Here is a 21,440-nt window from a genome sequence, read left to right as displayed (position 1 = left end):
CGAGGACCCACTCGTGCCGGTTAATTCATTCCCACTTGTCCGGCTTCCCAGCCGATCATCGCCTGCTTGCGGGTGATGCCCCAGTGATAGCCGGTCAGCGCGCCGCTTTTGCCGAGCGCGCGATGGCAGGGCACCACGAACGACAGCGGATTTTTGCCGACCGCCGCACCGACCGCGCGTGACGCCGTGGGACTTTTGATCCTGGCCGCGATGTCCGAATAGCAGACCGCCCGACCCATCGGGATTTTCAGCAGCGTCTCCCACACCCGAACCTCGAAGTCGGTGCCGATCAGCACCACGCGCAACGGCTGATCCGCGCGCCACAGTTTGGTATCGAAGATGCGCTGCGCCAGCGCTGAAGTGCCGGCGCGGTCCTCAACATAGTTCGCGCGTGGCCAGCGCCGCTGCATGTCGGCGAGCGCGGCCGGCTCTTCGCCGGGATCGGCGAACGCCAGGCCGGCCAGTCCGCGGCCGCTGGCGATCACGATGGCGGTGCCGAACGGCGAGGGATGAAATCCGTAATGCAGCGTCATGCCGGCGCCGCCGGCTTTCCATTCGCCCGGCGACATCGCCTCATGGGTGACGAACAGATCGTGCAGCCGCCCCGGACCTGAAAGCCCGGAGTCGAGCGCGGCATCCAGCACGCTGGCGGAATCGCGCAGCAAGCCCTTGGCGTGATCGAGCGTCAGCGCCTGCATGAAGGCCTTTGGCGTCAGTCCGGCCCAGCGCCGAAACAGATGGTGCAGCTCGTCCGGCGTCACGGCCGCGGCGTCCGCCATCGCTTCGATGGTCGGCTGCGCGCGCCAGTGTTCCGAGATGAAGGCGATGGCGCGGCGCACCGAATCATAGTCGCGCAGCGCGGCGTTCTGGGGCCCGGGCCCGGTCAGGCGATGGTCATTGATTGCGAGATTCATCATGGCTCTGATGTAGGACGGGCGCGCGGTCAGAACCACCCGATTCCCGACAGGCTTTCACCCGATCGGGTTGTAGGTCGGGCCACGCTTGGCGGCCTGGAGTGCCTCGGTTAAAGCTTTGGCAAAGCTCGCTTTTTCGTGGGGCCCCAGGAAGCTCGCGATCGCGACGTGGCGGCCTTTGGAGACCAGATAGAGCTTTTCGATGCCGAATTCCGCATGCGTCTTCTGATCGAGCCGCACCCACAGCGGATTGAGCACGAATTCCACCACATGGCCGCGGTGGCTGATCCGGCGCACCCGCAGCTCGGACGGCGTGACCGAGATTTCCTCGGACGCCCTGGCGCGCTGAAAATTGATCCGGAACGCCCAGTAGATCGCCAGCACGTCGAGGCCGAAAAAGCCGAACACCGGCCACGCGCCCATCAGCAGAAACGCCAGGCCGGCGGCAAAACTAACCCCGCTGACAAATGCCATTACCAGCAGAAAGCCGGTGCGGTTCAGCGAGCGGTGCGGCGTCAGCAGCGCCGAAAACAGTTCCGGCTGCGGCTCAATATCAAAATCGTTGCCTGCGGTCATGACCTGTCAGTATACCCGCATCATGGCGAAAATCACCCGCGGACCTCAGCCCAAACCGAAACAGACGGCCGCAAAACGCGTTCAAAAAGCCCCTGATCGGGCGGTTGCAAGGTCCGGCCCGGCCAAAACGCCGAAACAGATTGCGGCCAAACCGGGTCAGCTTCGCGCGGCGAAAAAATCCATCAGGGCCGTCAAACCCTGGACTCCTGCCGAGGTCCGCGAGGCGTTCAGCCGTTTTCGCAAAGCCAATCCGGAGCCGAAGGGCGAGCTCGAACATCTCAATCCCTACACGCTGCTGGTCGCGGTCGTGCTGTCGGCGCAGGCGACCGACGCCGGCGTCAACAAGGCGACACGCGCCTTGTTCGAGGTTGCCGACACGCCGCAAAAGATGCTCGCGCTCGGCGAGGACAAAGTCCGCGACTACATCAAGACCATCGGGCTCTATCGCAACAAGGCCAGGAACGTCATCGCGCTGTCGGAAAAACTGATCGCCGAGTTCGGCGGCGAGGTTCCGCGCAGCCGCGCCGAACTGGAATCGCTGCCCGGCGCCGGCCGCAAAACCGCCAACGTCGTGCTCAACATGGCGTTCGGCGAACGCACCATGGCGGTCGACACGCATGTATTTCGGGTCGCCAATCGCACGGGCCTGGCACCCGGCAATACGCCGCTCGAGGTGGAGCTCGGGCTTGAGCGCGTGATTCCGCCCGAATTCATGCTGCACGCGCATCACTGGCTGATCCTGCACGGGCGCTACACCTGCCTCGCACGCAAGCCGCGCTGCGAAGTATGCCTGATCAACGATCTCTGCCGCTGGTCGGAAAAGACGGTTTGAGATATGACAGCCATCATATCTGTCGGTCGGATCTGCCGGCATCATGCGCCATGCGGAATCTTCCCTTGGGTTTCGTCGAAGAAAGAATGATCTGAGAGGGGCCGCCCTTGAGTCAGCAGGATCCGATCAGCGCGGTACAAGCGCGTCAGACCGCGTCGACACCATCCGCCGCGGCGGCGGTCGCTGCGCCGGCGCTACAGCCGCCGCTGGCTGGTTGGCGCAGTTCCTGGAACCGCCTCGCGATTCCGTTGTTCGCCGTGCTGGCCGCATTCGGATTTATCGCGCTGGCAACGCTGCGCTGGGACGCCTGGGTCGGCGCCGCCGTGATCCAGACCACCGACGACGCCTATATCAAGGCCGAGCTCACCCGGCTGAGCAGCCGGGCCGCTGGCGAGGTTCTCACCGTCGCGGTGAAGGATTTCCAGCACGTCAAGGCCGGCGATCTCCTGATTCAGATCGATCCTGCCGACTACGAAGCGCAGGTGGCGCAGGCCGAGGCCGGCGTCGCCGCCGCACAGGCCGCCTTCGACAACCTCGCCAACCAGATCGAGCTGCAATACGCCACCATCGCCCAGGCCGAGGCGCAGCAGGTGTCCGCGCTCGCCCAGGAAGTCGAAGCCCGTCAGGAGGAGGAGCGGCAACAATCGCTGTCGCAAACCGACGCCGGCACCCGGCAAAAGTTTGAGCAGGCGACCGCTGCCTACGCCCGCGCCCAGGCCGATGTCCGCGCCAGCCGCGCCGTCGTCGCCGCACAGCGCCACCAGCTCGAGGTGCTGTCGGGCAACAAGAAGGAACGCGCGGCGGATATCGCGGCGGCCAAGGCCACGCTGTCCGCGGCCAAGCTCAAGCTCGGTTACACCAGGATCACCGCACCGTTCGACGGCGTGGTGAGCGAGCGGCAGGTGCAACCCAACGACTACGTCACCATCGGAAGCAATCTCATCAACGTGGTGCCGCTGCCGAACGTCTATGTCATCGCCAATTACAAGGAAACCCAGCTGACCCGGGTAAAACCCGGCCAGCCTGTCGACCTGACCGTCGATAGTTTCCCGCATGAGCGGCTGCACGGCTACGTCGAGCGGATCGCGCCCGCCAGCGGCTCGCAATTCGCGCTGCTGCCGCCCGACAACGCGACCGGCAATTTCACCAAGGTGGTTCAGCGTATCCCGGTTCGGATCGCGCTCGACAAGGGCCAGCCGCTATTGGAGCGCCTGCTGCCGGGGATGTCAGTCGTCACCCGAATTCACACCGACGAAACGGGCGCGGATGGCACAAAGTAGCGACGCCGATTGCGGGCCGCTGTCGCAGGGCGGCATCGCACCGCAACCGCTGTTCGCGGTCGGCGCCGTGCTGCTCGGTTCTTTTCTGGCCAATTTCGACAGCCGGCTGACCTCGGTCGGATTGCCGGACCTGCGCGGCGCTTTCTCGCTCGGGTTCGACGAGGGTGCCTGGCTCTCGACGGCGTCGATCGGTTCGCAGATCTTCATCGCACCCGCGGTGGCCTGGCTTGCCACCGCGTTCGGCCTGCGCCGTGTTCTCGGCATTCCAAGCCTTGTCTACGCCCTGGTCTCGCTGGTGATCCCGTCCGTGCAAAATTACGACACGCTGATCGTGCTCAGCATCGCTCACGGCCTGTTGCTCGGCATGTTCGTTCCCGCGACGTTGATGATCATCTTCCGCAATCTGCCGACCAGGTGGTGGCTGCCGGCGATCGCGATCTATTCGATCCGGGTCGGGTTTGCGCTGGACACCGGCAACTCGCTGGTCGGCTTTTACGTCGATCACTGGGGATGGCAGTGGCTGTACTGGCAGGGCGTGGTGCTGGCGCCGCTGATGGGGTTGATGGTCTATCTCGGCACGCCCTACGAACCGGTCAACCGGGAACTGCTGGCGGATGCCGACTGGGGCGGCATGCTGCTGCTGGGCGCCGGCGTTGCGATGATTTACGCCGGCCTCGATCAGGGCAATCGCCTCGACTGGTTCGGATCCGGAACGGTCGCGGCGCTGCTGATCGGAGGCGGCGTGTTGCTCGGCGCCTTTCTCATCAATGAGACCCTGGTTCGCCGGCCATGGGCCCATGTCAACGTATTGTTTGCGCGCAATGTCGGGCTCGGGCTGATCGTGATTCTTTTCTACACGCTCGCCAGCCTGTCCAATTCATCGCTGGTGCCGAATTTCCTCGCCACCGTCACGCAACTGCGCCCCGAACAGACCGGCGTGCTGCTGGTGCTCTATGGCGCGCTGCCGATGGTCGTGCTGGTGCCGCTGTCGGTGTTCCTGCTTAGGCATCTCGACCCCCGCATCGTGCTGATCATCGGCCTGTCGGCTTTCGCTGGCGCGAACCTGCTCGGTACGCAGTTGACGCACGACTGGGCGCTCGGCGATTTTGTCATGATTGTCGTTCTGCAATCGATCGGGCAGGCGTTCACCCTGCTGCCGATCATCATCATCGCGGTGGCCAATTCCGATTTCACGCGGGCCACGGCGTTGGCGGCCTATATCCAGGTGATGCGGCTCGGCGGCGCCGAGATCGGCGTGGCGCTGATGGGTACCTGGCTCCGCGTCCGCGAGCAGATCCATTCCAATTTCATCGGCCAGCATGTCGCTGGCGGCAGCTTCGATGTTGGCCGGATTCTGAAGCAACTCTCGGAGGGTTTCGCAGGCCACGGCGCCGCAGCCGCGCCGGCGCGCGCGCTGGGGACGCTCACGGCGCTGGTGCAGCGTGAGGCCAACGTGCTGGCCTATATCGACGGCTTCTGGCTGACGTTCTGGATTGCGATGATTGCCCTCGGTCTGGTGGCCCTGATGACCCGGGCGCCTCCGGGGCCGTTCACGCCAGTACCGTTTCGCGGCGCACGAGTCGTGACGGGATGGTTCAGATTGTCCCGTCCATAACGGGCGGCGTTTCGAAGGATGGGCCTCATGGTTCGAGACGCGCGAAGACGCGCTCCTCACCATGAGGGGGAATCAGATGACCGGCACGCGGGTCTTCCGCCCCGGCTCGATCATCTCGGGCCTCCGACCCGACAGCCGCTTGTGCATGTGGACCATGAAGGCCATGCCGAACAGCGGCGTCGCCAGATTGACGATCGGGATCGACACGAAAGCCGCGATCACCAGGCCCGCGGTGAAGATAACAGCGGCGCTCTGTCTGCGCATCGCCTTGGCTTCCGCCGGCGGGCGAAACCGCATCGCCGCGAGCTCGAAATATTCCCGCCCGAGCAGCCAGGCGGTCGCGATAAAGAACGCGATGAAGCCCGCGCCGGCGAACAACACGAACGGTAGCGCGATCAGATAGACCAGGATGGTGAGCAGCGCGGTCTTGACGCCTTCGGTCATGGCCAGGCCGAGCGGCAGCGCGGTGCCGGGACGTTCAGCCGGATAGTGTTCGCGCTCGACATGATCGGCGACCTCGTCGACGAACACGCCGGCGACCAGCGAGGTGATCGCCGGCATCAAGAACACCGCGCCGACCACCACACCGAGGCCGGCGGCGATCGAAACGATCCATGCGAGAACATCGAGCGGCGTATGAAAGCCCGGGCCCAGCATCGCCTCGGCCCAGCCTTGGCCCGAGGTCGCGAACCAGCTCAACAGCCGCTGCAGGCCGATCGCCAGCACCACGATCAGCATCAGCGCCAGCCCGATCGATCGCCACAGGATGGAGCGCATCGGCGGCGACAGGATCTGCGAAAACGCCTTGACGGCGGCATCCAACATATTGGCTGGCCCTCTGCGAAAAACCCCCGCGACAGGTAGACACGCGCACGGGGTTCGGCAAGAGCCGGACCTTATTGGTGGCCTTGGCGTTGGTCATGCGCAAATTCGCTTTCGATGGCGGGCATGTATTGAACCCTCGGAAGGCGATAGCTTATTCAGGGTTGACTGAGTTCTTGACAAAAGTGTCGCGGTAGCGCGTTCCAGTGAACATGGTGCAAGCCAGATGCTCCGGTGTCCTGATGTCCATTGATCCATCGACCGATCCAAAATGGCAGCGGCATTTTGTTCTCGGGGACGACTGGCGGATATTTGTCCGGCCGATCAGGCCGGATGACGAGTTCCGGGACCGCGACCTTCTGGCACATGTGAGCCAGGAAGACCTGCGGCTTCGTTTCTTCGATTCCATCAAGGAATTCTCGCATCAATTCATCGCCAGACTGACGCAGCTCGATTATGCGCGCGCGATGGCCTTTATCGCCATCGACGAAGCCAGTCAGGAGACGCTCGGCGTCGTCCGGCTCCATATCGATTCGAGCCGCGAGGCCGGGGAGTACGCGATCCTGCTGAGATCGGATCTCAAGGGCAGAGGCCTGGGCTGGACCCTGATGCAGCTGATCATCGAATACGCGAAATCCGAAGGTCTGCGCCGCATCTACGGCGAAATTCTAAAGGAAAATTTCGTCATGCTGAAGATGTGCCGGGAATTGGGGTTCAAGGTCACGACGGATACCGAGGACCGCGGCGTTTATGACGTCACGCTCGATCTCGAGGACCGATGAATTCTTTTGCGGCAACGGCCCGCAAGGCCTGGCAGGGCCTCCATCAGGCGTCGAGCGGTTTGCCGCGCACATTCGGGCCGAAGGCCGCCATCACGACAATGACGACGATCATCGCCGACGTGATCAGGCCGAACACCCCGCGGACCCCGGCCTCGCGCAGCACATAGGCGACGATGAAGCCCGAAAATGTCGCGCTGATCCGGCTCATCGAATAGACGAGGCCCGACGCACGGGCGCGGATCGAGGTCGGAAACACCTCGGTCTGATAGGCGTGATAGGCGTACGACAGGGTCGTGTTCGCAGCGGTAATCAACACGCCGCACAGGATCAAAAGCACGGGTTCCGCAAATTGCGAGAAGGCCATCCCGAATGCGCAGATCGCAACCGATGCGCCGCAGATGATCCATTTGCGCTCGAACCGGTCGGCGAAGCTTGCGGCCAATAGCGGCGCGATCGGATAGGCAAACGCAACGATGAAGGAATATTGCAGGCTCTTGGTGACGGTGATGCCCTTTTCGACCAGCAGCGCCGGCACCCAGTTGGCGAAACCATAGAAGCCGAAGGCCTGGCAGAAATTGAACACCATGAACAGCACGACCAGCGACACATATGGCGGCCGGAACAGATCGGCAAAACCCGCTTGCGTCGTCGCGCGCGCCGGCAGCACGTCGGCCGTTCTTTGCGGACGCGCGGTGCCGGCGGAGGCTTCGAGCTCCCCAAGGATTTTGAGCGCTTCCTCGGTTCGGCCATGGCGCGCGAGCCACAGCGGGCTTTCCGGCACCAACAGCCGCAGGACCCAGATGATCATGCTGCCGGCGGCGCCGATCAGGACCACCCAGCGCCAGCCCTCGATCCCGTAAGGCGACAGCGGCACCAGCCACCACGACAGCAATGCCACCACCGGTACGGAAGCAAACATCACGGACTGGTTGATTGCAAAGGCGCGGCCTCGGATCCAGCTCGGCACCAGCTCGGTGATATAGGCGTCGATGGTGATGATCTCGACGCCGATGCCGATCCCGGCGATGAACCGCCACAGCAGGACGCCGCCCGACGTGGTCTGGCACGCCATCGCCACCGACGCCGCGCTGTAGCCAAGCAGCGCCCAGGTGAAGATCGCGCGCCGCCCGAACCGGTCGGCCAGAAAGCCCAGAAAGAAGGTGCCGGCGAACAGCCCGGCAAAGGTCGCCGCCACGAACGCGCCGATTCCCGAAAAGCCGAAAAACGCCTGCGTCGTGGTGGTCAACAGTCCGCTGCGGTTGAGGCCCGGCGCGATATAGCCGGTCAGAAACAGGTCGTAGATTTCGAAGCAGCCGCCGAGCGACAGCAGGATCACAAGGCGCCATAAATAAGACGAGGCGGGCAGGCTTTCGAGCCGCCGGGATATTTCGTCCGGCCCACCGCGAGCGGCGGCCAAATCAAGCCCGGAGTCGATGCCGACGGCACTCATGATTTCCTCTCCCGCGGTTTTCTTTTTTAGGCGCAACGTGCATTGCTGCGTTGTCCCGCGGCGCTTCCGTTGTCGCTTGCCACGATTATGTTTAACAGATAGCGCCCGGAAGCCTAGTCTGGGGCACGGCCGGCGGCCGAAATTGCACGGGAGACAACGATGACCGGGACGGGACTGCCGCTGGCCGGCGTGAGGGTCGTCGAAATGACCCATATGGTGATGGGGCCGACCTGCGGCATGGTTCTGGCGCAGCTCGGCGCCGAGATCATCAAGGTCGAGCCACCGGCCGGCGACAAGACCCGCAGCCTGGGGGGCATGGGAACTTCGTTCTTCCCGCTGTTCAACCGCGGCAAGCGCAGCGTCGTACTCGACTTTGCCAAGACCGAGGATCGCGAGACGATGCACCGGCTGCTCGCCAGCGCCGACGTGTTTCTGGAAAATTTCCGCGATGGCCAGCTGGAAAAGCAGGGGCTCGGCGCTGAAGAACTGCGCAAAAGACATCCGCATTTGATTGTCGCCGGGCACAAAGGCTTTCTGTCCGGCCCGTACGAGCATCGCCCGGCGCTGGACGAGGTCGTGCAGATGATGTCGGGACTGGCCGCCATGACCGGCACTAGCGCCAGGCCGCAGCGTGTCGGCTCTTCCGCCAACGACATCATGGGCGGCATGTTCGGCGCGATCGCGATCCTTGCCGCGCTCTACCAGAAGCGTGGCGGCACCGCTGATGGCGCCGATATCCGCATCGGGTTATTCGAAAACTGCCTGTTCCTGGTGGCCCAGCACATGGTCGAGTACGAGATGACCGGCAACAAGCCGCGCTCGATGCCGGAGCGCGAACACGCCTGGCCGATCTATGATATTTTCGAGACGGCGGGCGGTGAACGCATTTTCATCGGGGTCGTCACCGAAGGCCACTGGCAGAGTTTTTGCCGGGAGTTCGGCATGCTGGAATTTTTGGAAGATCCCGCTCTGCGGACCACGACCGACCGCATTCTGGCGCGGTCCAGGATCATTCCGCGGGCCGCGGAGATCATCAAACGCTGGAACGCAGCCGAACTCTCCGCAACGCTGGACCGGCTCAACATCTGCTTCTCGCCGATCAACCGTCCCGAAGACCTGTTCGATGATCCGCATGTGCTGCGCCCCGGCGGTCTCGTCAACAACACTAATGCCGATGGCGAGCCGTTCCGAGTCCCCGCGCTTCCGATCGAGTGGAACGGCGCCAGCATCGGCGAAGGGCTCAAAGTGCCGGCGCTCGGCGCCGATACCGAAGCGGTCCGCGCCGAACTCAACGCCGAAGAACTTCCTGCAACCGCCAAACCCGCTGCGAGGCTCGCATGACCCGCGTTCAGGACGTGTATCCCGGCGATCGCGTCAGCTTGCGCGAGGTCGGCTTGCGGGACGGTCTGCAACTGGTGAAGACCTTTCCGTCCACAGCCGCGAAGCAACGCTGGGTCCGCGACGAATACGGCGCGGGCGTGCGGCATTTCGAAGTCGGCTCGTTTCTGCCCGCGCGCACGTTTCCGCAATTCGCCGATGTGCGCGATATTGTCAGGACCGTTGCGGCGCTTCCGGGCACGCACGGCGTGGCACTGGCGCTCAACGAGCGCGGCGTCAATGAAGCGCTGGCGTCGGGCGTGGCCGAAGTCGCGACGGTGGTTTCGGCGACCGAAGAGCACAGCCAGGCCAATGCCAGGCGGTCGCGCGAGGAGGCCATCGCCAATGTGAGGCGGCTTTGCGAGTTGCGCGACGCCAGCGTGCACAAGCCGCTCGTCAATGCCGCGATCTCGATGGCGCTGGGATGTTCGATCACCGGGCCCGTCGACCCCAATGAAGTGATCAAACTGGTCGAAAAATGTCTGGAGGCCGGCGTCGATTTCGTCGCCATCGCCGATACCGTCGGCTATGCCGGCCCCAGGCAGGTGGCAGAGCTGACCCGCGCAGTCGTGAAGATTTCCGGCGCGAGGCCGGTCTGCGTTCATCTGCACGATACCAGGGGCATGGGGATTGCAAACGCGTCCGCCGCCCTCGATGCCGGCGCGCGCATCCTCGACGGCTCGCTGGGCGGTTTGGGCGGCTGTCCATTCGCGCCCGGCGCTACCGGCAACGTCGTGTTCGAAGACCTCGTGTTTCTTTGCGAGAGCAAGGGTTTCGCGACCGGCATCGATATCGAAAAGCTGATTGCGGTACGCTCGATCCTGGAAGCGGAAATGCCTAATGAGACGCTCTATGGCGGGCTCGCCCGTGCCGGGCTGCCCGACCGCAAATCCGGCGTGGCGGCTTGAATCTGACAGCGATCTTTTAAGCCGCCATCTCCAGCGTCGCTTCCTCGCCGGCCAAGGTCACTTCTTCAGCCGGAAGCGGCGCCTTTTCGTCAATCTCTTCAGGAACAAGCGGCGGCGACTCGATCGACTCTTGAAACGGGCCGAATTCGCCCGCTACCTCCCGGAGCGGCTTTTGCTTGTCGGCCCAGTGCAGGGCGGTGTAGTCGAAGCCGTGCACGATGGTGGGTTTGACGATTTCGAAATAGGGCGAGATGTCGAAATCGCGCGGCATATAGAGCGAGGAATCGCGGATGTGCAGGATTTCGCGCCGGGCCTTCTTGCTGGCGGCGCGGGTGATCTTGGGCAGGATCGGGTAGCGCACGGCGTCGAACGCCTGCGCGATCAGCGCCGAGCAGATGATCTTGGTCGGATCGCCGGAACCGAACGCGATCATCCGTCGTCGCCAGCGCTGCGGAACCGGCAACGGAATCAAATAGCGCATCAGGTCGACGATGTTCTTGGTGTCGTAGCCGAAGCCGATCCGGTTGATGGCGTAGCGGCACACCGTGTAGCGGTCCTCGAACGACAGGCCGACCGGCCGGCATAGCCTGGTGTGGTAGGGAAGATATTTCGACAGCGGCGCCGAAGTTACACCTTCGCCGATATTGGCTTCGATCAGCACATGCGGCTCGCCGTCGGGTTCCGCCGCGCCGTCGATCGGACCGACAAACAGCGCGGCATGCGACCAGGTCGACTGCGTCAGATATTTGATGATGCCGGAGACGCGGTTGTTGCCCTCGACCAGCAGGACATCGCCCTGCTCGACAATCCCGCGCAAATGCTCGGGGTCGCTCGGGGTGAACGGCTCATAGCCCGGCACCTCCTTCTGGAGGTAATCCGCGATCAGCTTTCCGATTGTATCGAGCACAACGCCCATGATGGTTTCCCCCCAGCGGCCTTTCTGACCGCTTTTTTCTCTTTTCTTATCATGGTCGAAAGCTGTTGCAATTTAGTTCATGCATGGCGCGGATCAATCATGATTGATTCACCATGACGGTTGCCGCCTGCCCCTGGATGCGGCAAGTTCACTAGCCGTTCTCCTGTTTTTCAAAGTTCCGGAAACCATGACATGACAATGACGCGGCGCGACTTTCTCTCGGCGTCCGCGGCCGCTGCGGCGACCCCGCTGCTCGGCGCCAGCGCCTGGGGCGCGCCATTGCCGCGCGAGGCCGACATTGTCGTGATCGGCGCCGGTGTGGCCGGCATCGCCGCCGCGCGGCGCATCCAGGCTGCGAACCGCAAGGTCATTGTGGTGGAAGCCGCAAGCCAGGTCGGCGGCCGCTGCGCCACCGACACCGCGACGTTCGAGGTGCCGTTCGATCGTGGCGCCCGCTGGATGCATAATCCCGACAGCAACCCGATGATCAGGCTCGGGCGCAGCGCCGGGCTCGACGTCTCCGCAGCGCCGCTCGGCCAGAAAATCCGCATCGGCCGCCGCAACGCGCGGGCCGGGGAAACTGAAGAATTTCTCGCCGCTTTGGTGCGCGCCAACCGCGCCATCGACGATGCCTCGCGCGGCAAGGCCGATGTGTCCTGCGCCTCGGTGCTGCCGAAGGACCTCGGCGACTGGGCGGCGACGGCGGAATTCGTGCTCGGCGCCAACGCCACCGGCAAGGACCTGAGAGACATCTCCGTGATCGACAAGGCCCGCGCCCAGGAGCGCAACGCCGCGATCGCCTGCCGCCAGGGTTTGGGGACCCTGATCGCGAAGCTCGGCGAGCAGGTCCCGCTTGCGCTGTCGACGCCCGCCAGCCGCATCAGCTGGAGCGGCCGCGACGTCACGGTGGAGACGCCGGCGGGCAAGATCGCCGCCCGTGCCGCCATCATCACGGTGTCGAGCAACGTATTGACCGCGGGCAACATCAAATTCACGCCGGACATTCCCAGGCGCCAGCTCGATGCCGCGGCCAAATTGAGCCTCGGCAGCTATGATCGCATTGCCCTGCAATTGCCGGGCAATCCGTTGGGGCTGGCCCGCGACGACATCATCATCGAGCAGAGCAGCTCGACGCGCACCGCGATGTTGTTCGCCAACATGGCGGGCTCGTCGCTGTGTTCGATCGATGTCGCGGGTTCCTTCGGCCGCGATCTTTCCGCCCAGGGCGAGCCGGCGATGCTGGCGTTTGCCGTCGAGTGGCTGACGAAACTGTTCGGCAGCGAAGCCGCTGCCGCCGTCAAGAAATCGAGCGCGACCCGCTGGAACGCTGCGCCGTTCGTGCTTGGCGCGATGTCGGCGGCCGTGCCGGGCGGCGAACCATCGCGAAAAATTCTAACCGAGCCCGTCGGCTGCATGTTCCTTGCGGGCGAAGCCACCCACGAGACCCTGTGGGGAACGGTTGACGGCGCCTGGGAAAGCGGCGAGCGCGCGGCGGAAGCCGCGCTGCGAAGGATCGGCGCGCTGCGGGATATCGGACCGCCGCAAGCGCCGACGCCAGCGGCAAAACGCCCGCGCCGCGCCGCGCCAGCGAGGTCTGCAACCCCCACCTCGCCGATCAACTGATGGCGCGGCCGAAAGCACTCATCTCGTGGTCGAGCGGCAAGGACAGCGCGTTCGCGCTTCATGAAGTCAGGCGCGCCGGCGAATTCGACGTCGTCGGCGCTTTGACGACGGTGACCAGACGTTCGGCCGGGTGTCGATCCACGGCGTGCGGCAGGAGATCCTGCACGCGCAGCTCGATGCCGCCGCATGGCCGGCGCGGATCGTGCCGATCCCTTACCCTTGCCCGAACGAAATTTACGAAGCCCGCATGGGCGAAGCGGCCGCGCGCGCCAGCCGGGAAGGCATCAGCCACATCGTCTTCGGCGATCTGTTTCTCGCCGGGCAGGGCCGATCTTCTCGCGCCGCCTCACGGTTGCTGCCGGCGAGCGCGTCGAGCGCGACGGTTATGGCTATAGCGATCTGGTGATGGCGGAATGACGGTGCGCACCGCGCAAACTTCTAACGCAGCACGCCGTCAAGCGCCGGCAGGCCGATGATGACCGCCGCCGCGATCAAGGCATAACAGAGCGAGCGGAAAAGCCTCTCACTGGCGCGGCCGAACAGCCGAGCGCCGAACCAGACGCCGACGCCGTAGACCGGACCGATCAGAAACGAAAACCGGATCGCGTCCGCGGTGATCAGCCCGCTCAACGCATAGCTGACGGCGGAAAAGAAGTCGGAAGCGCCGAAAAACAGCAGGATGTTGGCGCGGGCGATGGCCGAGGCGATCGGCCGGCCGAGCCAATAGCCGACGATCGGCGGCCCGGCGGTTTGCGCCAGCCCGCTGCAAAAGCCGGCCAGCCCGCCGATCCCGACGGAAATCGCCGGGTGGTCCTTGCCCCGGTAACGCCAGCCCGACAACAGCAGCAACAGCAGGGCGGACACGAAGCCGGAAATGATCCAGCGCGTGGTCACCGGATCGAGTCTGGTGAGGAAGTAAGTACCCAGGGGTACGCCGACCAGCGCGCCCGATACCATGACGGCGGTGGCCTTGCGGTCCGCATGTTTCCACGCATTCGGAAGCAGCGGCGCTGCCGCGACGACATCGATAACGAGCAGGAGGGCGGCGACAAGGCGCGGCGCCGCCAGGCTGCTTGCCAGCGGCATGAAGATCAGCGCGGAGCCGAAACCGGAAAATCCGCGCGCCGTTCCCGACACGAAAGCAATGGCGCAGATGGCGATGGCGACGTTGCTGCCGACATCGGTCGGGATCAGGCCGATCAGGCTCATCCGCGCAAGACGCCGCCGGTCTTCCTCGTCACCTCGGCCACGATCCTGGCGGCGACCGCTTCGATCTCCTGATCGGTCAGGGTTTTCTCGCGCGGCTGGATCGTCACCGCGATCGCGATCGACTTCTTGCCCTCGTCGATGCCCTTGCCTTCGTAGACGTCGAACACCGTCACATCAGTGATCAGCTTCTTGTCGACGCCTTGTGCCGATCGAACGATGTCGCCGGCCCTGACGCTGCGATCGACGATGAACGCAAAGTCGCGCGACACCGGCTGGAATGGCGACAGTTCGAGCACCGGCCTGGCGCGGGTCGGCCGCTGCTTGGCGGCCGGAATGCGATCGAGGATCACCTCGAACCCGATCATCGGGCCGTCGGCGCGGAGCACATCCAGCGCGCGCGGATGCAGTTCGCCGAAATAGCCCAGCACGTTTTGCGGTCCGATCTGGATGGTGCCTGAGCGTCCCGGATGCAGCCAGCTTGCGCCGCCGGACACCACCTGCAGCGCCTGCATCGGCGCGCCGGCGGCGGCGAGTACCGCAAACGCATCGGCCTTGGCGTCGAGTGCGTCAGCCGTTGCCGAGCCGGACCAGTGCCGCCCCATGCCTTTCGATGACGCAAAGCCGTGCCGAACGCCTGATGCCGCGATCAGCTGATCCTCCGGCCGGTCGCCCCTGAAGATCTGGCCGACTTCGAACAGCGCGACATCCGGAAAGCCGCGATTGGCATTGGCCTGAACCGCTGCGACCAGACCCGGCAGCAGGCTCGGCCGCATGTCGGACATATCCGCCGCGATCGGATTGGCGAGCGCGAGCTCGGGCTGCCCGCCGCCGAACAATTCGGCATGCGGTTTCGAGATGAACGACCATGTCACCGCCTCGACCATGCCGCGCGCGGCGAGCGCGCGCTTGGCGCGGCGGGTACGCAGCTGGATCGAGGTGAGGATCGGCTTGCGGGCCTCCTCGCCGCGATCGAACGGCGTCATCGGCACCTTGTCGACGCCGACGATGCGCACGATCTCCTCGACGATATCGGCCTTGCCGTGCACGTCCGATCGCCAGGACGGCACCGCGACCTTCACCACCGGGCCGGGGCCCGCAATCATGAAGCCGAGATGGCTGAGGATACGCTTGATCTCCGGGAGCGGCACGTCGATCCCGGCGAGCCGCCTGACCTCGCTGAGCGGAAAATCGATCACGCGATCGTCGGCGAAGGCCTTGCCGACCACGACATTTTCCGACGGCGCGCCGCCGCACAGATCCATCACGAGCCGGGTCGCCATTTCCAGTCCCGGCACCATGAAGGCGGGGTCGACGCCGCGCTCGAAACGATAGCGCGCGTCGGAATTGATGCCGAGCTTGCGGCCGGTCTGGGCGATGTTGATCTCGTTCCACAGCGCCGATTCGATCAGCACGTCGGTGGTGTCCTCCGAACAGCCGGAGGCTTCGCCGCCCATGATGCCGGCGAGCGATTCGACGCCGTGATCATCGGCGATGACGCAGACATCCTTGTCGAGCGTGTAGGTGCGGCCGTCGAGCGCCAGCAGCGTCTCGCCGTCGCGGGCGCGGCGCACGGTGAGATTGCCGCTGACTTTGGCCGCGTCGAACACATGCAGCGGCCGGGCGCGGTCGTAGGTCATGAAGTTGGTGATATCGACCAGCGCATTGATCGGACGCAGCCCGATCGAGGTCAGGCGCTGCTGCAGCCATTCCGGCGAGGGTCCGTTCTTGACGCCGCGCACCAGCCGCAGCGCGAAGCCGGGGCATAGCGTGGCGTCCTCGACCGTCACCGTCACCGGGCAGGGGAATTCACCCTTGATCGGTTTGATCGTGGGGTCTTTGAACTTGCCCATGTCGGCGGCGCTTAGGTCGCGGGCGATGCCGTGCACGCCGGCGCAATCCTGCCGATTCGGCGTCAGGTTGATTTCGAGCACGGGATCGCCGAGCCCGGCCCACTGCGCGTAAGCAGCGCCGATTGGCGCGTCCGCCGGCAGTTCCATGATGCCGTCGTGATCTTCCGAGATCTGCAATTCCGCCGCCGAGCACAGCATGCCGCGGCTCTCGACGCCCCTGATGGTGCCGACGCCGAGTGTGATGTTCTTGCCGGGAATGAAGGTGCCAGGCGCCGAGAACACGCTGACGAGACCGGCCCGCGCATTCGGCGCACCGCAAACCACCTGCACGGGTGCTGCCCCATCACCGGTATCGACCATGCAGACCCTCAAGCGATCCGCGTTGGGGTGCTGCTCGGCCGAGATCACCCGCGCGATCGTGAACGGCGAAAGCTGCTTCGCCTTGTCCTCGATGTTCTCGACCTCGAGCCCGATCATGGTGAGCTTGTCGGCGAGTTTTTCCAGGGGCTCGTCGGTGTCGAGATGTTCTTTCAGCCAGGAGAGGGTGAATTTCATGATGGTCGCTTCCCCGCGGGCAGTTCGCATTCCCTCTCCCGCTTGCGGAGGAGGGTCAGGGCGGGGGCTCTCTCCGCAACTGCGGTGGCAATCGTTTCGAGCACGCCTGCGCGATTCGCCATCACGTCGTGATTGCTGAAGCGAAGCACCTTAAAGCCTTTCGCTTCGATAATCATGCTGCGTCGGGCATCGGCGGCCTCTTGGCCATCCGAGAAGTGCTGTCCGCCATCAAGCTCGATTGCCAGTTTGGCAGCATGGCAGACGAAGTCGGCAATGTAGTTCGCGATCGGCACTTGGCGTCGGAAGCTGGCGCCGTTCAGACGGTGGTCGCGTAGCTCCGACCACAGGATGCGCTCAGCGTCCGTGGAATTCCTCCTGAGTGCGCGTGCATTCGAACGCAGCCTGGAAGGCACCTTCCACGTCGGCGACTTCTCTTCAGCCATGACGACCTCCCGGGCGGAGGCACCCCCACCCCAACCCTCCCCCGCAAGCGGGAGAGGGGGCTCATCTCGTCGAGTTGATGGACTGCTGCCAACCCCAACGTTGGTCCATTCCCTCTCCCGCTTGCGGGGGAGGGTCAGGGTGGGGGCTCTCTCCGCATCCGCGGCGGCAATCGTTTCGAGCACGCCTGCGCGATGGGTCAGGACATTGACGAGACTCACGAACTCAGCCCTCCCGCCAGCGTCGGGACGTCGAGCGGCTTGAAGCCGTAATGGGTGAGCCAGCGGACGTCGCTTTCGAACAGCTGGCGCAGGTCGGACATGCCGTATTTCAGCATCGCGATGCGGTCGATGCCCATGCCCCAGGCGAAACCCTGGTAGACGTCGGGATCAATGCCGCAGGCGCGCAGCACGTTGGGATGCACCATGCCGCAGCCGAGAATCTCCAGCCAGTCCTCGCCTTCGCCGAAGCGGATTTCGCCCTTGTCGCGCCGGCACTGGATATCGACCTCGAGCGACGGCTCGGTGAACGGGAAGAACGACGGGCGGAATCGCATGTTGATGTGGTCGACCTCGAAGAACGCCTTGCAGAATTCGTGCAGGATCCATTTGAGATGGCCGAGATGCGAGCCCTTGTCGATGACGAGGCCCTCGACCTGGTGAAACTGCGGCGTGTGGGTAGCATCGGAATCGATCCGATAGGTGCGGCCCGGGCAGATGATGCGGATCGGCGGCTTCTGGGTCAGCATGGTGCGGACCTGCACCGGCGAGGTGTGGGTGCGCAACAGCATCCGCGAACCACCTGTTCCGGGCGCCGAACCGGGGTCTTCCTTCGGATTGAAGAAGAACGTGTCGTGCATCTCCCGCGCCGGATGACCTTCGGGAAAATTCAGTTTTGTGAAGTTGTAGTCGTCGGTCTCGATGTCGGGACCCTCGGCGATCGCGAATCCCATGTCGGCGAAGATCGCGGTGAGTTCGTCCATCACCTGGCTGAGCGGATGAATCCGACCCTGCTCGGCAGGGGTCTCGCGCAACGGCAGCGTGACGTCGATGGTCTCGGATTTGAGCCGCGCATCGAGGGCCGCGGTTTTCAGGATATCGCGGCGCGCGGTCAGCGCCTGCGTGACCGTATCCTTGGCCAGATTGATCGCAGCACCCTGGGTCTTGCGCTCGTCCGGCGACATCTTGCCGAGCGTCGACAACAGCGCGGAGATCGAACCCTTCTTGCCGAGCGCGGCGACGCGCACGGCCTCAAGTGCTGCTTCGTCGCCGGCGGTGGCGATATCGGCGAGGATGGTTTGTTCAAGCGTCACGAGGTCGGACATGGCGATCCCTGGCGAAGGTAGTTGAAGGACTACTTTGGCTGCCGCAACGCCGGTGCGCTCCCTCTCCCATCGGGAGAGGGCTGGGGTGAGGGGTTACGATCCATCGATAGTCCGTAACCCCTCACCCGGCGCTACGCGCCGACCTCTCCCGACGGGAGAGGTGAAGCAAACGCTTTCGCGAAACTTACGCCGCCAGCGCGGCCTTGGCCTTTTCGGCGATCGCCTGGAACGCCGCCGGCTCGTTGATGGCGAGATCCGACAGCACCTTGCGGTCCACCGTGATGCCCGACTTCGAAAGGCCGTTGATAAAGACGCTGTAGGTCATGCCGAACGGACGCACCGCGGCGTTGAGGCGCTGGATCCACAGCGCGCGGAAGGTGCGCTTCTTGCGCTTGCGGTCGCGGAAGGCGTATTGGCCGGCCTTTTCGACCGCGGCTTTGGCGGCGCGGATGGTGTTCTTGCGGCGGCCGTAAAAACCCTTGGCGGCCTTGTAGACTTTCTTGTGCTTGGCGTGAGAGGTCACACCGCGTTTAACGCGAGACATGACGGGTCTCCTTCATGGAAAATGGGTGACGGATCGCCGCGCGAACGCGGCTCGGCAAAAGCGTAAGACCGCGATCGCTTTCGCGATCAGGCGTGCGGCAAGAAGTATTTCTTGATGTTGTCGCCGTCGGTCTTGAACAGCACGCGGGTGCCGCGAAGCTGACGAATCTGCTTCTTGGTCCGCTTGATCATGCCGTGGCGCTTGCCGCGCTGGGCGTGCATCACTTTGCCGGTGGCAGTCACCTTGAAGCGCTTTTTAGCGCCTGACTTGGTCTTCAGCTTGGGCATTTGGCTCTCCTGTTGCCGCACAAAAACGCGCCCAAAGGGGCGCTTTCGCGGCTAAAATGCTCGTTAGAGCGTTGAAAGTGCTCGGTTATTGCCTAAACGCAACAACCAGCACGGGCATCGACACGGCAGCCCTTGATCAGCCGGGCGATGAAGGTTGGGCTTATGGCAGAGCCGAGCGGGATTGGCAACGATGAACCGTCGAACCATATCGGTAGACACATGGTCTCACGCCATCCGGACGCGGCCAAAAAACAGGAAAAAAATGACGATTTCAGCCCGATCGGTTGCCCTTTTCGCCCAATCCAGGCCGTCGCGTAGCTTGCGCTGGGTGTTTACTTCAGCGGTTCTCGCCGCACTGGTCGTGCCCGGCACCGCCGATGCCCGGCAGGCCAGAATCGTCAGGGCGGCGGGAGCCTATGACGGTATCTGGAACGTGATCTTCGTGACCCGGGCAGGCAATTGCAGCCCGACCAACAGTGCTCCCTTCGCCGTGTCCGGCCGTCGCGTGTCATCTGCTGGCGGAGGCAAGGTGACGGGCGGCATCAGCCGGGCCGGCGTGGTGTCGGTCAGGATATCGGTCGGCCTGTCGGTGGCCAGCGGCAGCGGCCGGCTCTTCGGCAATACCGGGGCGGGTCGGTGGAGCGGCGTTATTTCAGGCGACCGCTGCAGCGGCAGCTGGCAGGCCACGCGGAGTTAGATCAAAGGCTCTCGTGTCGAGGACGCGGTGCAGCGTCCCTCACGGTGCGCAACAGAGCCGGGACCCATATGTGGACGGCCCCCGTGCCACAAGAGTTTTTTGAGGGTCTGATCGGATCGCTTGCATCCATATGTCCGGCCTGTTGATGCGGTCACTTTGGACCGCTGGCCAAGATGGTTTTCCGCGACGCGAGCTCCAAACACTCCAGCGACCTTTACAGGCCAATGGGTCCCACGGACTGTCTCGCACCTCGGATCGATCGATCCTACCATCTGTCTCCTCTTGCAGCTCCGGCTCAGCCAGTGCGGCGAACCCGCCGACCGGCCGATCTCTTAGGCGGCGGCGAGTGCGCTGGGCATCCGCGCGCCATCGTAACTTTGGCCTGTCACCATCAGCTTCCACGCGATGCGGGCAATCTTGTTGGCGAGGGCTACCGCCGCGAGCTTCGCTGACTTGCGCTTCAGCAGGGCCATCAGCCAGGGCGACGGACGGCCGCGACCATGTCTCGCCTGCTGGATCACCGCGGTTGCTCCCGCCACCAGCACGCTGCGCAGCATCTCATCTCCGGCGCGGGTGATCTTGCCGATCCGGGTCTTGCCGGCGGTGGAATGATCCCTTGGTGTCAGCCCGATCCAGGCCGCGAAGTGCCGCCCGGACGGGAGCAGGCGAGGGTCGGGGGTCTTCATGACCAGCGCCGTGGCGCCGATCGGCCCGATCCCCGGGATCTGCGCCAGACGACGGCTGTCGGCATTGGCGCGGTGCCAGGCCAGTAGCCTGACCTCGATCGCCTTCAGTTCGACCTGCAGCCGCGCATATTCCCTGCCGTACACCGCAAACATCTCGCGCGCCAGCTCCGGCAAGCTCTCGTCCTGCGCGATCCGCGCCAATAACGGCTCGATCTTGTCCAGACCCTTGGCGGTGATCAGACCAAACTCCGCCGCGTAGCCGCGGATCGCGTTGCTGAGTTGGGTACGCCTTGCGATCAGCTGCTGGCGAACCCCCACCAGCATCAGCGCCGCCTGCTGCTCTTCGGTCTTCATCGGCACGAACTGCATCGTCGGCCGGCTCATCGCCTCGCACAGGCCCTCGGCATCGCGCCCGTCATTCTTGTTACGTTTGACGTAAGCCTTCACGTGCTGCGGCGCCATCAGCTTCACCTCGTGGCCGAGCTTGCGCAACTCCCGCGTCCAGTAATGCCCTGCGCCGCAGGCCTCCATCCCGATAACGGTTGGCGGCAGCTTGGCAAAAAACGCCAACACCTCATTGCGCCGCAGCCTCCGGCGCAGCACTGGCCGCTCGGTGGCATCCACCCCATGCAGCTGAAAAAAATGCTTAGACGTATCCATTCCAATGCGGATAATCTGGTTCACGGACGGCTCCTTTGTCTGAGATTTGCAACAACCTCATTCTGGCACACTGATGCCGTAGGGGGCCGTCC

General features: G+C 64.2%; 20 protein-coding genes and 1 pseudogene. 9 read left to right on the top strand and 12 right to left on the bottom strand.

The annotated features are described in order from the left end of the window. Positions 1–20: 20 nt before the first annotated feature. Together B5527_RS40845 and B5527_RS40840 are read right to left on the bottom strand one after the other, a co-directional pair. Positions 21–917 (bottom strand): methylated-DNA--[protein]-cysteine S-methyltransferase, encoded by an 897-nt coding sequence (locus B5527_RS40845; protein WP_079607887.1) that lies wholly within the window; start codon positions 915–917, stop codon positions 21–23. 54 nt (positions 918–971) lie between these two features. After that, positions 972–1,490 carry a DUF2244 domain-containing protein gene (locus tag B5527_RS40840; protein WP_079606540.1) on the bottom strand — a complete coding sequence of 173 codons (519 nt, stop codon included), beginning with the start codon at positions 1,488–1,490 and terminating at the stop codon, positions 972–974. Between the two features lie 22 nt (positions 1,491–1,512). Between B5527_RS40840 and nth the strand changes: the two genes are divergently transcribed. The 3 genes from nth to B5527_RS40825 all read left to right on the top strand — a co-directional run bounded on the left by nth (position 1,513) and on the right by B5527_RS40825 (position 5,217). Then, positions 1,513–2,322, top strand: a complete 810-nt coding sequence (gene nth / locus B5527_RS40835; RefSeq protein WP_172842807.1) for an endonuclease III — start codon at positions 1,513–1,515, stop codon at positions 2,320–2,322. Positions 2,323–2,429: 107 nt separating this feature from the next. Further along, positions 2,430–3,602 (top strand): HlyD family secretion protein, encoded by a 1,173-nt coding sequence (locus tag B5527_RS40830; RefSeq protein WP_425305049.1) that lies wholly within the window; start codon positions 2,430–2,432, stop codon positions 3,600–3,602. After that, positions 3,589–5,217, top strand: a complete 1,629-nt coding sequence (locus B5527_RS40825) for an MFS transporter (RefSeq protein WP_079606538.1) — start codon at positions 3,589–3,591, stop codon at positions 5,215–5,217. The genes B5527_RS40830 and B5527_RS40825 overlap by 14 nt, the downstream gene beginning before the upstream one ends. A 72-nt stretch (positions 5,218–5,289) precedes the next feature. Here the strand turns inward: B5527_RS40825 and B5527_RS40820 are convergent, their stop codons facing one another. Then, entirely contained in the window at positions 5,290–6,042 is a 753-nt protein-coding gene (locus B5527_RS40820; RefSeq protein WP_079606537.1) for a sulfate transporter family protein, read from the bottom strand. 266 nt (positions 6,043–6,308) lie between these two features. Here B5527_RS40820 and B5527_RS40815 point away from each other — a divergent pair. Then, positions 6,309–6,821, top strand: a pseudogene (locus B5527_RS40815) (GNAT family N-acetyltransferase); the annotation flags it as partial. Positions 6,822–6,864: 43 nt separating this feature from the next. On the opposite strand, the gene B5527_RS40810 reads toward B5527_RS40815, so the two are convergent. Beyond that, the gene (locus B5527_RS40810) at positions 6,865–8,271 is read right to left on the bottom strand and encodes an MFS transporter (RefSeq protein ID WP_079607885.1); all 1,407 of its coding nucleotides are present in this window, start codon (positions 8,269–8,271) and stop codon (positions 6,865–6,867) included. Positions 8,272–8,430: 159 nt separating this feature from the next. On the opposite strand from B5527_RS40810, the gene B5527_RS40805 reads away from it, so the two are divergent. Both B5527_RS40805 and B5527_RS40800 read left to right on the top strand, forming a co-directional pair. After that, entirely contained in the window at positions 8,431–9,612 is a 1,182-nt protein-coding gene (locus B5527_RS40805) for a CaiB/BaiF CoA transferase family protein (RefSeq protein WP_079606535.1), read from the top strand. After that, positions 9,609–10,556: a hydroxymethylglutaryl-CoA lyase gene (locus B5527_RS40800; protein ID WP_079606534.1), complete on the top strand. Its 948-nt coding sequence runs from the start codon at positions 9,609–9,611 to the stop codon at positions 10,554–10,556. The genes B5527_RS40805 and B5527_RS40800 overlap by 4 nt, the downstream gene beginning before the upstream one ends. A 16-nt stretch (positions 10,557–10,572) precedes the next feature. On the opposite strand, the gene B5527_RS40795 is transcribed toward B5527_RS40800, so the two are convergent. Next, positions 10,573–11,472: a YiiX/YebB-like N1pC/P60 family cysteine hydrolase gene (locus B5527_RS40795; RefSeq protein WP_079606533.1), complete on the bottom strand. Its 900-nt coding sequence runs from the start codon at positions 11,470–11,472 to the stop codon at positions 10,573–10,575. A gap of 192 nt (positions 11,473–11,664) precedes the next feature. On the opposite strand from B5527_RS40795, the gene B5527_RS40790 reads away from it, so the two are divergent. Together B5527_RS40790 and B5527_RS40785 are read left to right on the top strand one after the other, a co-directional pair. Continuing rightward, positions 11,665–13,095 carry a flavin monoamine oxidase family protein gene (locus B5527_RS40790; protein WP_079606532.1) on the top strand — a complete coding sequence of 477 codons (1,431 nt, stop codon included), beginning with the start codon at positions 11,665–11,667 and terminating at the stop codon, positions 13,093–13,095. Positions 13,096–13,225: 130 nt separating this feature from the next. Beyond that, the gene (locus tag B5527_RS40785; protein ID WP_245332435.1) at positions 13,226–13,501 is read left to right on the top strand and encodes a hypothetical protein; all 276 of its coding nucleotides are present in this window, start codon (positions 13,226–13,228) and stop codon (positions 13,499–13,501) included. A gap of 32 nt (positions 13,502–13,533) precedes the next feature. On the opposite strand, the gene B5527_RS40780 is transcribed toward B5527_RS40785, so the two are convergent. The 6 genes from B5527_RS40780 to rpmI all read right to left on the bottom strand — a co-directional run bounded on the left by B5527_RS40780 (position 13,534) and on the right by rpmI (position 19,305). Further along, on the bottom strand, positions 13,534–14,304 hold the full coding sequence (locus tag B5527_RS40780; RefSeq protein ID WP_079606531.1) for a sulfite exporter TauE/SafE family protein: 771 nt from the start codon (positions 14,302–14,304) through the stop codon (positions 13,534–13,536). Continuing rightward, positions 14,301–16,709 (bottom strand): phenylalanine--tRNA ligase subunit beta, encoded by a 2,409-nt coding sequence (gene pheT / locus B5527_RS40775; protein WP_079606530.1) that lies wholly within the window; start codon positions 16,707–16,709, stop codon positions 14,301–14,303. Before pheT ends, B5527_RS40780 begins: the two co-directional genes overlap by 4 nt. After that, a complete protein-coding gene (locus B5527_RS40770; RefSeq protein WP_079607884.1) occupies positions 16,706–17,152 on the bottom strand; it encodes an endonuclease domain-containing protein in 447 nt (148 codons plus the stop codon). Before B5527_RS40770 ends, pheT begins: the two co-directional genes overlap by 4 nt. A 215-nt stretch (positions 17,153–17,367) precedes the next feature. Then, entirely contained in the window at positions 17,368–18,474 is a 1,107-nt protein-coding gene (pheS, locus tag B5527_RS40765) for a phenylalanine--tRNA ligase subunit alpha (RefSeq protein ID WP_079606529.1), read from the bottom strand. Between the two features lie 184 nt (positions 18,475–18,658). Continuing rightward, positions 18,659–19,018 carry a 50S ribosomal protein L20 gene (gene rplT / locus B5527_RS40760; protein ID WP_029585523.1) on the bottom strand — a complete coding sequence of 120 codons (360 nt, stop codon included), beginning with the start codon at positions 19,016–19,018 and terminating at the stop codon, positions 18,659–18,661. A gap of 86 nt (positions 19,019–19,104) precedes the next feature. After that, the gene (rpmI, locus tag B5527_RS40755) at positions 19,105–19,305 is read right to left on the bottom strand and encodes a 50S ribosomal protein L35 (RefSeq protein WP_079606528.1); all 201 of its coding nucleotides are present in this window, start codon (positions 19,303–19,305) and stop codon (positions 19,105–19,107) included. A 262-nt stretch (positions 19,306–19,567) separates the two neighbouring features. Here rpmI and B5527_RS40750 point away from each other — a divergent pair, with 262 nt between their 5' ends. After that, a complete protein-coding gene (locus B5527_RS40750) occupies positions 19,568–20,002 on the top strand; it encodes a hypothetical protein (protein WP_079606527.1) in 435 nt (144 codons plus the stop codon). Between the two features lie 332 nt (positions 20,003–20,334). On the opposite strand, the gene B5527_RS40745 is transcribed toward B5527_RS40750, so the two are convergent. Further along, entirely contained in the window at positions 20,335–21,372 is a 1,038-nt protein-coding gene (locus B5527_RS40745) for an IS110 family transposase (protein WP_079606526.1), read from the bottom strand. Positions 21,373–21,440 lie beyond the last annotated feature (68 nt).

Origin of the sequence: Bradyrhizobium erythrophlei (assembly GCF_900129425.1) — a bacterium.
Taxonomy (GTDB): Bacteria; Pseudomonadota; Alphaproteobacteria; order Rhizobiales; family Xanthobacteraceae; genus Bradyrhizobium; species Bradyrhizobium erythrophlei_C.
Note: the sequence above shows the minus strand (reverse complement) of the source record. Positions and strands in the feature narration are given on the sequence as shown.